At 65.1% G+C, this 13,565-nt stretch carries 6 protein-coding genes; 3 read left to right on the forward strand and 3 right to left on the reverse strand.

Going from position 1 to position 13,565, the window contains the following annotated elements; genetic code table 11:
* The first annotated feature begins 28 nt into the window (after window positions 1-28).
* Window positions 29-2,254, forward strand: a complete 2,226-nt coding sequence (glf, locus tag IEX50_RS07095) for a UDP-galactopyranose mutase (protein WP_157175008.1) — start codon at window positions 29-31, stop codon at window positions 2,252-2,254.
* 70 nt (window positions 2,255-2,324) lie between these two features.
* Here the strand turns inward: glf and IEX50_RS07100 are convergent, their stop codons facing one another.
* Entirely contained in the window at window positions 2,325-3,242 is a 918-nt protein-coding gene (locus IEX50_RS07100) for an EthD domain-containing protein (RefSeq protein ID WP_157175007.1), read from the reverse strand.
* A gap of 566 nt (window positions 3,243-3,808) precedes the next feature.
* Here IEX50_RS07100 and IEX50_RS07105 point away from each other — a divergent pair.
* The gene (locus IEX50_RS07105) at window positions 3,809-5,569 is read left to right on the forward strand and encodes a calcium-binding protein (protein ID WP_184075043.1); all 1,761 of its coding nucleotides are present in this window, start codon (window positions 3,809-3,811) and stop codon (window positions 5,567-5,569) included.
* Between the two features lie 88 nt (window positions 5,570-5,657).
* Here the strand turns inward: IEX50_RS07105 and IEX50_RS07110 are convergent, their stop codons facing one another.
* On the reverse strand, window positions 5,658-6,941 hold the full coding sequence (locus IEX50_RS07110; RefSeq protein ID WP_157175005.1) for a DEAD/DEAH box helicase: 1,284 nt from the start codon (window positions 6,939-6,941) through the stop codon (window positions 5,658-5,660).
* A gap of 326 nt (window positions 6,942-7,267) precedes the next feature.
* On the opposite strand from IEX50_RS07110, the gene IEX50_RS07115 reads away from it, so the two are divergent.
* Complete coding sequence (locus IEX50_RS07115; protein ID WP_157175004.1) at window positions 7,268-10,177, forward strand: TonB-dependent receptor domain-containing protein; 2,910 nt, start codon at window positions 7,268-7,270, stop codon at window positions 10,175-10,177.
* Window positions 10,178-10,386: 209 nt separating this feature from the next.
* On the opposite strand, the gene IEX50_RS07120 is transcribed toward IEX50_RS07115, so the two are convergent.
* The gene (locus tag IEX50_RS07120; protein ID WP_157175003.1) at window positions 10,387-13,359 is read right to left on the reverse strand and encodes a TonB-dependent receptor domain-containing protein; all 2,973 of its coding nucleotides are present in this window, start codon (window positions 13,357-13,359) and stop codon (window positions 10,387-10,389) included.
* Window positions 13,360-13,565 lie beyond the last annotated feature (206 nt).

Here is a 13,565-nt window from a genome sequence, read left to right on the forward strand (position 1 = left end):
ATTTGTGTTTCAGCGACCGCAACATCTGATGACCCGCTTTGCCGCCACGCGGCGCGTGCTGTTCTGGGAAGAACCGGAATATCAGGTCGGTGCCGATGCTGCGACGCTGCGCCGCCACGCGGCCGAGGGCGGGGTCGAGGTGTTCACTCCGATGCTGAGCGAGGCGGATCGCGGGCGTGAAGACACCGTACTCGCGACCCTGCTCGACGCGGTCGTCGCCGACACCCCCGGCCCACTCGTTCGGTGGTACTACACACCGATGATGCTGTCCTTCTCGGACCATGTGCCCGCCGACTGCATCGTCTATGACTGCATGGACGAACTCTCCGCCTTCCGGGACGCACCGGCCGACCTGCTCGCGCGTGAACAGACGCTGATCGAGCGTGCCGACGTCGTCTTCGCCGGCGGTGCCAGCCTGTACGCGAGCAAGCGCGACCGCCACTCCAACGTCCATGCCTTTCCGTCCAGCATCGATGCCGCCCACTTCGGCAAGGCGCGCGCGAGCACGACGCAGCCTGCCGATCAGGCCGACATCCCTGGCCCGCGCCTCGGCTTCGTCGGCGTCATCGACGAACGGATGGACGTCGGCCTGCTCGCCGCAATCGCCGATGCGCAGCCGAATTGGTCCTTCGTCGTCGTCGGCCCGGTGGTGAAGATCGACGAGGCCGATCTGCCGCGCCGCGCGAACATCCATTATCTCGGCAGCAAGTCTTATGCCGAGCTGCCCGACTATCTGGCCGGCTGGGACGTCGCGCTGATGCCGTTCGCGATGAACGAGGCGACGCGCTTCATCAGCCCGACCAAGACCCCCGAGTATCTCGCTGCGGGCTGCCCGGTCGTGTCGACGCCGATCACCGACGTCGTGCGGCAATATGGCACGCTCGATGCCGTCGGGATCGCCGACACCGCGGATGCGTTCGTCGCGGCCTGCGATCGCGCGATGACGTTGCGGCAACAGGGCACCGGCTGGCGTGACGCCGCCGATGCGCAACTCGCCACCGGATCGTGGAACGGCACCGCGCTCGCGATGGATGCGCTCATCGATAAGGCAATCGTGCTGCGCGACAAGCATGAGGCGGTTGTTTCACCGACCAGCTGGCCCGCGGCGCATGAACGCTACGACGTCATGGTCGTCGGGGCCGGTTTCGCCGGCGCGGTCATGGCCGAGCGGCTGGCCAACGACGGCGGCAAGCGCGTGCTGGTGGTCGACCGCCGTCCCCACATTGCCGGTAACGCGTTCGATCATCTCGATGCGGCCGGCATCCTGATTCACCAATATGGCCCGCACATCTTTCACACCAACTCGACCGAGATCGTCGACTATCTGTCGCAGTTCACGGATTGGCGACCCTACGAGCACCGCGTGCTGGCCCAGGTTGGGGCGCAGCAGGTCCCGATGCCGATCAACCGCACGACGCTCAACATGCTGTACGATCTCGATCTACACACGGACGCCGATGTCGATGCGTTCCTCGCCTCGCGCGCCGAGCCGGTCGATCCGATCCGCACCTCTGCCGACGTCGTCGTATCGAAGGTTGGTCGCGAACTCTACGAAACCTTCTTCCGCGGCTACACGCGCAAGCAATGGGGCATGGACCCATCGGAACTCGACAAGTCGGTCACCGCACGCGTGCCGACCCGGAGCGACACGGACGATCGATACTTCACCGATCGGTTCCAGGCGATGCCCGCCGCCGGTTACACCGCCATGTTCGAACGGATGCTCGATCACCCCAATATCGACGTGCTGCTGGACGTCGACTACACCGCGGTGCGCGACGTATATCCGCACGATCATCTGGTTTTCACCGGTCCGATCGACGAATATTTCAGTCATCGCTACGGCGCGCTGCCCTATCGGTCGCTGCGCTTCGAGCATCGAACGGAGGACACCGAATGGCATCAACCGGTCGCTGTCGTGAATTATCCGGACGAGGACGTGCCCTACACGCGCGTCACCGAATATAAGCACCTGACCGGCCAGACCGCGTTACGTACCAGCCTGACCACCGAATATCCCAGCGCGACGGGCGATCCCTACTACCCGATCCCGCGCGATGAGAACCAGGCGCTGTTCAAGCGTTACGAAGCGCTGGCGCTCGCAGAACGCAACGTCAGCTTCGTCGGCCGCCTCGCGACTTACCGATACTATAATATGGATCAGGTCGTGGGCCAGGCACTGGCCACCTACCGCCGGCTCGATGCCGCCTCCGAACGCCGGGCAATGGCGATGAACCCCGCCGCCGCGGCTTAAGCCCAGACGGTCATAGTCAAACAACGGGGGTGGCCATGATTTCTCCTGGCCACCCCCGCGGCCGTTCGTTTTACGCGAGCGAGCCCGTGTAGATCAGCTGCCGAACATCGTCCGCGAGCTGATTGTTCGCACCCAGCTGCTCGATCAACTGCGCCTGACGGCTGCCACGCAATCCCGCGGTGGTCAGCTGACCGTCGCGCACATATGTGTAAATGCCACTCACTGCGAAGGCGGAGGCATGCGCGATGTGCGCCGCCTGCCCGGCCTGCATCGCCAGGAACGCCTCGGACTCGAAGAACGCGCGACGCGTCAGCGGCGTCTCGAACGCGAACTCGATCACCGCGATCAGCGCGCGTTCGTCCGGCACCAGATGGTTGACGTTCGGCGCGGGCGGCGCAGGGTCGGCATTGTCGTACAGGTCCGGTACGTGCAGCCGCAGCTTCAGCACCGCAGGGTCCGCGGCCAGCGTCCCGGCGAACTCCGCCATGTACGCGCCGAACGCCGCCGCATCGCGCCCCGCCGCGCCGAAATGGACGTGCATCCGGTCGAACCCGTCGTGGCCGTTCGGGATCGGATCAGCCATCCGGTCGACCAGCGTCCGCGACCCGTTGGGCAGCGCATAGGCAACGGTCGCCGCGAACATGTTCTGCTCGTCGGCGAACAGGATGTGGCTCGCCGCGTTAAAGACCTCCTGATTCGCTGCGGATGCGAAGCCGATCTCGACTCCGCCATCCAGTTCGTAATCGTCGAATGGCGTGATGCCGCCGATCGCCGGCCACAGATGCGCGTCCTGTTCGCGAGTCAGATGGGTCTGGACGTACCAGCCAAGCCCCGGGATCCGCGAACACAGCGGGCCATGGACATCGCGCCAATAGGTCGCGAACACCTCATGCGGCACGCGCGGTCTGCGCAGCACGGTCGTATAGCTGTTGATTGCAATGCTCGCGTCGCGCTCCGCATAATCGTTCGTGATCGAAACTCTGGGCATGATGATGCTCCTTGGTCAGGCGGCGGACCGGTCCGGGTCCGCCAGGAAATGCGCGAGACTGCAGTGTTCGAGTGCGTCGGCGACGTCCGCAGGTGACCATCGCAGCGGCTCTGAAATGAGCACGACATGGGCGCGCGATGTTCCTGCCGCGCTCACGGGTCGATCAACGCGCCTCACCCGGTTTGTATGCCCCACGCATCACGCCGCGACGCTTTCGACCACCGGGTCGACCCGATCGGGAAAGCTTGGGCGTAACGATCGGGGTTCGGCTCCCGCGATCGATCTATGGCATGTCGCCCTACGGTGACCATCGACGGGAGGCGCGATCGCCGCCAATTCCGCAAAGTATCTTATACCTGGCCCTCTAGTCCGTCGGCACTACCCGTCGCGCATCCGACGTCGCGAACCTTCTATTCCCTAGCGGCAAGATCTTTGTTGAAACCCTACGACCCGCCAAACGAAAAAAAGTGTGTCGCTTTTTTGCAAAGACTTAACCTTTGCGTTTTGAGACTTTCGTCTAAACGACGCGGTAAGCTGGCCGCAGATGCGGTGGCGGGAGAGGTATCATGGCGAATTCTGCATATACGAACGACGTCATCGACGGGACCGATGACGACGACGTCCTGAACGGCACCGACGGTTCGGACACGATCAACGGCTACGCCGGCAACGATTTCTTCAACGGCAGCCTTGGCGCTGACATCCTCGACGGCGGCGAAGGCGACGACGTGTTCCGCTTCAGCATCGTGGATGACAGCGGTGACGATCTCGGCACCGGCAGCATCATCGGCGGCGAGGGTAACGACCTCCTCGACCTGAGCGGTATTGCACCGACCACGATCGGCGCGGTCGATACCGATGACGGCGAAGCGCTCGGCGTGTTCGTCGGAACGCAGCGCTACGCGCTCAACGGCATCGAGCAGATCATTGTCCGCGCGGGCAGCTATGTCGAACTGTTCACGGGCAGCGAAGGCGCCCAGCTGCAGCTCGACGTCGTCGGCAGCGACAACACGGAAATCTATCTGTCCGGAAACCGGACCGTCAACAGCGGTTCGGGCGACGACTACATCTTCGCATCGGGCATCGCCGCCACCAAGACGACCGGGGCGATCTCGGGCGGCGACGGCGTCGATACGCTCGGCCTCGACAACGGATTCCAGGTCGATCTGGCCGCAGGTACTGCCTATTCGGCCAACTCTTTCTTCGCGCTTTCGGGCGTCGAGAACGTCGTTGCGGCGGCCGACGGTGGCAGCCGGTCGTCGATCGCGGGCGACGACAACGCGAACGTCTTCAGCGTGCTGTCCTACGCCGATGACGGCCAGACCGGCATTACCTTCGACGGTCGCGGCGGAAACGACACGATCACCGGCAGCAACGGGAACGACCTGCTCACCGGCGGCGAGGGGAACGACCTGCTGACCGGCGGCATGGGTGTCGACACCCTGATCGGCGGCCTGGGTGACGACACCCTGTTCGGCAACCAGGGTGACGACATCCTGAACGGCGGCGACGGGGCCGATACGCTCTACGGCGGCCAGGGCAACGACCTGCTGACCGCGGGTCTGGGCAACGACACGCTGTTCGGCAACCTCGGTGACGACACGCTGTTCGGCAATCAGGGCGACGACACGCTTTCGGGCGATGCCGGCAACGACACGCTTTACGGCGGTCAGGGCAATGACTCGCTGACCGGCGGTGACGGCAACGACACACTGTTCGGCAACCTCGGCGACGATGTCCTGTACGGCAACATCGGTGCGGACACGCTGCAGGGCGATGACGGCGACGACATCCTTTACGGCAACCAGGACAACGACGTGCTGTACGGCAATGTCGGCAACGACACGCTCTACGGCGGCCAAGGCGACGATCTCGTCTATGGCGGCCGCGGCGACGACCAGCTGTTCGGCAACCTCGGCAACGACGTACTGCAGGGCGGCCTCGGCAGCGATACGCTGACCGGCGGCGGCGGCGCGGACATGTTCCGGTTCATCCTGGCCGGTGACTCGACCGTCGCCGCTTCGGATGTCATCACCGACTTCGAAACGAACGTCGACAAGATCGACGCCCAGGGGCTCTACACGAACGCCGCCGACAGCTTCCAGATCACGTCGGGCGGCGGCAACACGTTTGTCGACTTCGATCTGGGTGGCAACGGATCGATCGATCTGCGCGTCGAGGTGACCGGTGAGAACGCCGTCACCGCATCGGACGTCCTGTTCGGTACGCCGTCGGTCGCGGCCTTTGGTGCCGACGAGACGGCGCATGCCGCCATGTGGGTCGCCGACATGCCCGTGATGACCCCGGACGTCGTGGGCACCTGGTAACAAACAGGATCGGGCTGAGGTGGTCCCGACCACCTCAGCCCGATCCTTTACCTGACATTTTGCAAGCTGCCGCCGTTCGGCAATCCGTTCAGGCGGCTCGTGCCGCCATTCGCGCGGCCAGCTTCTCTGCCTCGGTCCAGATCTTGCGCTCACGGTCCTTCTGCGGCTTGACCTGCTTGACCGGCCCGCCGCCCAGCACGGGCGCCCGCTTCGTCGAATGACGCGCAACCTCGCAATGCCACGGATGATCGTCGCGCACCGTCAGCGCGAGCCCGATCTCGCGCTCCACATCATGCAGCCAGGCGCGCTGCTCGGCATCGCACAGCGTGACCGCATAACCGCTGCGCCCCGCACGACCGGTGCGGCCGATCCGGTGGACATAGCTTTCCGGCAGGCTCGGCAGGTCGTGGTTGAACACATGCGTCACCGTGTCGACGTCGATCCCGCGCGCCGCGATATCGGTCGCTACCAGCACCTGCACGGTGCCCGCGCGGAACGCATCCAGCGCGCGTTCCCGCTGCCCCTGCGACTTGTTGCCGTGCAGCGCCTCGGCGGTGATCCCCCCTTCGCTGATGAACGCGCACACTTCGTTCGCGATGTTCTTCTGCAACGTGAACACGACCGCCTGGCCCATCTCCGGCGTCCGCAGCAGCGCCAGCAGCGCGGTCTTCTTGTCCGCCGCATCGAGGAACATCACCGACTGCTCGATCCGCTCGACGGTCGTCGACGGCGGCGCGATCTCGACCTTCGCCGGATCACGCAGCAGGCTCTGCGCCAGCGTCGCGATGGACTTCGGCATCGTCGCTGAAAACAGCAGCGTATGGCGATCGCTCGGCAGCGTCGCGACGATCCGCTCGATCGGCTTGGCAAAGCCCATGTCGAGCATCTGGTCCGCCTCGTCCAGCACCAGCGCCTCGAGCGCGGACAGGTCGCACAGCCCCTGATCGACGAGGTCGAGCAGCCGCCCGGGCGCCGCCACGATGATGTCGACGCCGGCCTCGAGGGCCTTCACCTGATGGAACTGGCTCACCCCACCGAAGATCGTCGTGACGCTCAGCGACGCGTGGCGACCGAAACTCTCGAAGCCGGCGGCGATCTGCAACACCAGTTCGCGCGTCGGCGCCAGGACCAGGATGCGCGCCCCGCCACGCGGTGCCGAGCGTGGGTTGGCGGCAAGCCGGTGCAGCAGCGGCAGCGCGAACGCCGCGGTCTTGCCCGTGCCCGTCTGCGCCATGCCGAGCATGTCACGGCCCTGCAACAGCATCGGGATCGACTGCGCCTGGATCGGCGTCGGGCTTACATAGCCCTCCTCCGCCAGCGCCTGTAGCAGGGATGGCGCCAGTTCGAGATCTGCAAAAGTCATGGTCGTCATCACGCGATGCCTCCAGCGCTAAGGCTGCGCCGGATCAGCTTGGCATATTAGCAGCGCGGCCTGTAAAGTTTTATGCTGCACTGCGTCAACGTCAAAACCATGACGGTCTCGCAGTCAGACGGTCTCGATCCCCGCAAGCCCCTCGCCCCGACGCCAACACCGAAACGCTGCGCCCTACTGAGCTGGCCTCACCCATTTCAACATGTTGCAGCATTGTAACACTCATTGAAACTTCGTTGCCAAACTATTGCCGAATGATGGCGGACTATTGCGGTGCACCCTGTTTTCCCGAACCTTGCGGCTCGGATCAATCAGGGGGCCTGACGATGACGCTGAACCGAACCTTCCTTCGCTCGGGCATATGCCTTCCCGCCATGCTGCTCGCGGGTGCCGCCCATGCGCAGGCCGTCGATGTCGGCCCGGCCGCGTCCGCCAGCGCATCGACCAACGAGGCCGCGGACACGCCCGACGATATTATCGTCACCGGCTCCCGCATCCGGCAGAACCCGCTGGAACAGCGCTCCCCCGTCGTCACGCTCGACAGCGCGGCGCTGGCTCAGACCGGCCTCACCTCCGTCGCGGACATTCTCCAGCGCCTGCCCAGCGCGGCCGGCGGCCTCAACACGAAGGTCAATAATTCCGGCAACATCGGCAACCCGCAAGACGGCGGCGGCGTCGGCGCCGGCTCGTCCGAAATCGACCTGCGCTATCTGCTTTCCAAACGCACACTCGTGCTGGTCGACGGCCTGCGCTACGTCAACGGCGCGTCGGCCAGCGGCATCCCCGGCACCGTCGATCTGAACACCATCCCCAACAGCTCGATCGAGCGGATCGAGGTCCTGCAATCCGGCCAGTCGCCGCTCTACGGATCGGACGCCATCGCCGGCGTCGTCAACATCATCACCAAGAACAGCCAGCAAGGCCTGCGCATGTCCGGCCAGTTCGGCACGTTCCGCGCGGGCGACGGCGATTCCTACAATGGCGACATCAGCTACGGCGTGAAGGGGCCGACCACCTCGCTCGTCTTCGGCGGCAGCTATGTGAAGGAAGGCAGCGTCCGCACCAGCGACCGCGCCATCTCGCAATTTCCCAACCCCGGCCAGACGACGTGCGAAGACCCGCGCGGCGGCTGCTCTGGCGCGGCACTTGGCGGCCGCATCGTGTTCAACCAGGGCAATGCGGTGCGTCCGCAGGGCGGCACGCTCACCGTGCGCCAGAACGGCCTCACCACACGCGGCGTATATGATCCGACGCTCGCGGGCGGCGATTTCCGCGCGTTCACAACCGCGGACCGCTTCAACTTCGCGCCGTTCAACTACTTCCTGACGCCGTCCGAACGCTACGGCGCGTTCGTCAACTTCAAGCAGGAGCTGGGCTCCGACATCAACCTGCGCGTCCGGGCGATCTACAACCACCGCAATTCGCAGAACCAGGCCGCCTTCCTGCCGCTGAACGTCGGACCCGACGCCGGTACCGGCACGCTGACCGACCGCATCTCGATCGACGCGACCAACCCGTTCAACCCGTTCGGCGTCACGCTGTCGGCGGGCGGCGCGGGCCAGCCGCCGGCGAACTATGCTCTCGTCGGCCGCCGCCTGGTCGAGGCGGGGCAGCGCACCTACAATCAGCGCGTCGACACGATGTCAGTCACCGCCACGCTCGACGGCAAGTTCCAGCTCGGGGAACGGACTTTCTATTGGGACGTGAACGCGGTGCAGGGCTTCAACGACGCCAAGCAGGTGTTCACAGGCAACATCAACACGCAACGCCTCGCCCAGGCGCTCGGCCCGGTGGCGCTTTGCACCGGCGAATGCGTGCCGTTCAACATCTTCGGCGGCGCGGGCTCGATCACCCCGGCGATGCTTGCCTTCGTCGGCTTCACCGAACGCGCGCGCAGCAGCCAGGAACTGCGCGACTACACCGCCAATCTGACCGGTGAGCTGTTCGACCTGCCCGCCGGCGCGGTCGGCATCGCGGTCGGCTACGAACATCGCTACCAGAAGGGGTCGTTCACGCCCGATCCGCTGATCCAGGCGGGCTTCGGCGCGGATATTCCGGCGCAGGCGGCCAGCGGTTCGTTCAACTCGGACGAATTCTACGGCGAAATCCGCATCCCGCTCCTGAAGGACGTGCCGTTCTTCAACTCGCTGGAGGCATCGGGCGCGGTCCGCCACGTCAACTATTCGACCAGCGGCAGCAACACGACCTACACCGCCACCGGGCTATGGAAGCCGATCTCCGACCTGCTGTTCCGCGCTTCGTTTGCGGAGGGGTTCCGCGCCCCCAGCATCGGCGAGTTGTTCGGTGCGCAGTCGCGGTCTGACATCGGCATCCCCGATCCGTGCAGCAACATCCCGGGCTCGCGCTACCAGGCGTCCGACACGGTGCGCGCCAACTGCGCGGCCAACGGCGTACCGACCAACGGCAGCTACCAGGAACCGACTGGGCAGCTTGGCGTGACGACCGGCGGCAACCGCGACCTCGCCCCCGAAACCTCGAAGACCCGGTTGTTCGGCGGCGTACTCAGCCCCGCCTTCCTGCGCGACAGCGGCTTCGCCAGCCAGTTCGCGCTGGAGGCCAACTATTACGACATCAAGGTGTCCGGCGCGATCGCCTCGACCAACCCGCAGGTGACGCTCGCGCGCTGCAGCGAAGCCGGCGACGCGCTCAGCTGCTCGAACGTCATCCGCAGCAGCAGCGGGCGCATTTCCAGCATCGTCGGCCTGCTCCAGAATATCGGGCAGATCCGTACGCGCGGCATCGATCTCACGCTCAGCTATCGCTCGCCGCAGACCGCGGCCGGCATCTTCGGCCTGTCGCTCAACGGCAACCACCTGATGAAGTATACCGAGACGACGCCGACCTCGACCGGGTTCAGCGCGATCAGCTACCGCGGCACCACCCGCGGATCGCCCGACCAGTCCTACCCCAAATATAAGGGCACCGGCGTGGTCAGCTGGAGCATCGCCGATATTGAGGCGTCGTTCACCGGCCGCTACATCAACCACGTCACCGAAAACACCGGTGCCTGGCTGAAGAATACCTTCTACGGCGACGTCCAGCTGACCCTGTCGCCTGCCTTCCTCGACCGAAAATACGACTTCACGGTCGGCGTCCGCAACGTCTTCAACCAGGATCCGCCGGCCTGCACCACCTGCACCGGCCCGAACTACGATCCGACGACCTACGACGTGCCCGGCCAGTTCGGCTACCTGCGCGTCTCCTACAGGATGTAACCGCGCGACCGGCAGCGCTGCCGGTCCACTCGATTTGACTGCACAGGATGGGACAGATGCGGAGGGCGGCAGCCCTCCGCCGGGACGCTGGCTCCTCTGGTCTGCGAGCCGTGCAAAGACGCGGCACCGCGCCCGACGCCCCACCCCCAGACACAAAAAGGGCCGCCTCCCCGATCGGGGAGGCGGCCCTTTTTGCCTGTGGCCTGGGACTAGAAGCCGAACTTCGCGCCGGCGCGGAAGCTGCGACCGTAGATGCCGTTGCCGGCCTGCACGGCGTTGTACAGATAGGCGCCGTAGGTGACCGGATCGATCGCCGGCAGGCGATCGAACAGGTTCAGCGCGTTGAAATAGACCTGCACCTTGTCCGTCACGTTGACGGCCGCGTTCAGGTCGAACGTGACATAGCTCTTGACGTGGCACCCGGTGTAGCCCGGCGACTGGCCGCAATCCTTGTACGCATCGCCCTGATCCATCGCCGACAGATCGTAACCGTCGGTGTAGTTCAGCGTGCCGCTGATCGCGACCTTGTCGAACTCGAACGTGTTGGTCCAGTTGCCCTTCCACTCGAACGTGCCGCTGCCGGCGGTCAGGTTGAAGTTGCCGAGCGTGCCGACATACTTCTCCTTGGTGCCGTCCGGGAACGTCGTACTCAGGTTCAGCAGCCAGCTCGCGGCCAGATTGGTCGTCCAGCGTACCGGACCGAGGTCGAACCGGCCGGTCGCGCCGAAATCGATGCCTTCCGAATTCAGCGTGTCCGAATTGATCAGCTGCGACTGGACGAAGCCGATGCGCGGACGCGCGTTCGGGTTGTTGACGTCGGCCGCGTCGGCGATGACGTTGAACCCGTCCGGAATGGTTGTGCCGGCATAATAGGCCGCGATCGCCGGGGCGGTCGACGCCGACGTGATCGCGCCGGTCTTCTTGATGTTGAAGTAGTCGACCGTCAGCGAGATCTGGCTGATCGGCTGGAAGACGATACCGCCCGTGAAGCTGCGCGACTTCTCCGGCTTCAGGTCCGGCGACGCCAGCGTCGTGTTGCCGATCGAGTAGGTCGTCAGATAGGTCGGGCAACCCGCCTGGTTCTGCTGGCTGCAATTCGCGCCGTACTGAGCAAGGAACGCGTTCGGAATGCCCGAGATCTGCTGCGTCACGTAACCCGTGGTCGGCAGGGCGTTCGCCTCGGCGAAGCTCGGGATGCGGAAACCGCGCGAATAGGTGCCGCGCAGGGTCACCTGACGGATCGGCTTCAACAGGATGCCCGCCTTGGGCGAGAAGTTGCTCTGGCCGGTCGAGTAGCTGTCGTAGCGCCCCGATGCGCTCAGTTCGATCTGGTCGATCACCGGCGCGTTGATTTCGAAGAAGGCCGAACTCACGGTCCGGTTTCCTTCGGTGCCGAACGCGTTCAGCGAGAAATAACGCTGCGTCGGGCCGTTGGTGTCCGGGTTCGCGCTCGGTGCATCGATCGCTTCGTAGAAGATCGAGCCACCGACACCGAGCTGGAGCGGACCGCCGGGCAGGTCGAACAGCGTCTTGGAAACGGTTGCCTGCGCCTGGTACAAATCGGACGACGCGTTGGAGACGTTCTCCGGGGTCAGATAGTCGTTGACCGCTGCCGAATTCAGCGACGGGTTGACGAAGTTGTACGTCCCGTCGGCGATCACGTCGAGCAGATGCTGAATGTAGACATAACCGTTCTGGCGGCGTGCCAGGTCGGTGTGCATCGCGGTCGCATCGACCTTGTAGTCCCAGTCGCCGAACGCGGTACCGGTGATCCCCATCGCGCCGCGGTACACGCGGCTGCGGGTCTCGTTGCGCGTCACACCGGTCGGGCTGCGCCCCACCAGCTGCGCCGTCTGGCCGTTCGCAGCGAACGGGTTGTTCGGGTTGAGCGTCCCGTTGGCCGCGGTGCAGTTCACGCGCCCGGCGCAGACATAGACCGGCAGCGTCAGGATGCCCGACCCGGCCGCGAAGTTCGCCGCACCCGACGAGGTCGAAAACTGCGGATACAGGATGCCGGCCGGGGCATTGCCGCGGATGACAGCCGGATCACCGGTGTAGGACGAACTGGTCTGCTGGAAATTGACTGCCAGATACGCCTCGGCATTGTCGCCGACCTTCGCGGTGAAGCGCGCGGATCCGCCGAAACGCTCGATCTTGGGCGACACCACGCCGTACTGGTTGGTGAAATCCTCCTGGCAGACGTTGCTGACCGGCAGCGTCGCGTTGGCGGCCAGTTCGGCGGCGTTCGGCGTCACCGCAGGACCGGCGGCGCAACCGGCGCCCGCGTTCAGGATTTGGTAGCGGCCGGTCGTGCCGGGGCGGACATACAGCGTGCTGCCTAGGCTGAACGGCCCGAGCGCGCCGGCCGCATTCTGACCGTTGATGATGTTGTTGGGGCCACCGATGCCACGGCGATCGTCCGAGTTGAACGGTGCCGGCAGGTCGTCGTTGCGGACGGCGCTGCTGCGGAAATAGAAGCCGCTAACATAGGCGTTGTAGCCCTTCTCATCCAGGTCGCCGGTGCCGGCGGTCAGCGTCACGCGCTGGTTCGCACCGAACCCGCGCTCCGCAATACCGGCTTCCGCGCGGCCCGAAACGCCCTCGAACTTGCGCTTGGTGATCACGTTGACGACGCCTGCGATGGCGTCCGCGCCGTAGCTTGCCGACGCGCCGTCGCGCAGCACCTCGATCCGGTCGACGATGTCGTCTGGAATGGTGTTCAGATCGACGAAGTTGCGCGATCCGTCATCGGCCAGCGGATAGTAAGCGGCACGCAGGCCGTCGAACAGCACCAGTGTCGAACTGGTCGACAGGCCGCGCAGCGACACGGCGGACGCGCCGGCCGCGAACGCGCCGTTGGCGGTGAACGAGTTGGTGAGCGCCGCGCCGTTGTTCGACGACAGCTGCTGGATCGCGTCCTGCACCGTGTTGATGCCGCGCGCGTCCAGGTTCGCCGACGTCAGCGTCGTCACCGGCGAAACGCCCGTGTCGCCGCCGCGCAGGATCGATCCCGTCACGACGATCGTGTCGGCGTCGCCCTGCGTGTCCTGCGCCGCCGGGGCCGGGGCCGGGGCGGTGGCTGCAGGGCCGACATCCTGAGCTTGGGCGGGCATGGCGACCGCGGCGAACAAGGCAGCACCGGCAAGCAGGCGGGCGCGCGAAAGCGAAGATGCAGTCGTCATGTCGGGATCCCCCTTTGAGAAGAGCCCGCGCGGCCGCATTGTGCGATCCGGTCGGGCGCCCCTGGTATTCGGTCGAACTACCCAAAATGGGTAACTCGAAAGATTATGTTCGCGACATGCAACCCGCTTGAAACACTGTAAAGATGATGTGTGGGAGAGCGGTGCTTTCGCTTGGCTTTGTAGCCAAAATGACACAAAAAGACACA

Source organism: Sphingomonas prati, assembly GCF_014643515.1.
Taxonomy (GTDB): domain Bacteria; phylum Pseudomonadota; class Alphaproteobacteria; order Sphingomonadales; family Sphingomonadaceae; genus Sphingomonas_R; species Sphingomonas_R prati.

What these genes read in the sequence shown, in the direction of transcription:
- IEX50_RS07115 (WP_157175004.1), top strand. Translation starts at nt 7,268, where the DNA reads ATGACGCTGAACCGAACCTTCCTTCGCTCGGGCATATGCCTTCCCGCC.
- IEX50_RS07100 (WP_157175007.1), bottom strand. Translation starts at nt 3,242, where the DNA reads ATGCCCAGAGTTTCGATCACGAACGATTATGCGGAGCGCGACGCGAGC.
- glf (WP_157175008.1), top strand. Translation starts at nt 29, where the DNA reads ATGACCCGCTTTGCCGCCACGCGGCGCGTGCTGTTCTGGGAAGAACCG.
- IEX50_RS07105 (WP_184075043.1), top strand. Translation starts at nt 3,809, where the DNA reads ATGGCGAATTCTGCATATACGAACGACGTCATCGACGGGACCGATGAC.
- IEX50_RS07120 (WP_157175003.1), bottom strand. Translation starts at nt 13,359, where the DNA reads ATGACGACTGCATCTTCGCTTTCGCGCGCCCGCCTGCTTGCCGGTGCT.
- IEX50_RS07110 (WP_157175005.1), bottom strand. Translation starts at nt 6,941, where the DNA reads ATGACGACCATGACTTTTGCAGATCTCGAACTGGCGCCATCCCTGCTA.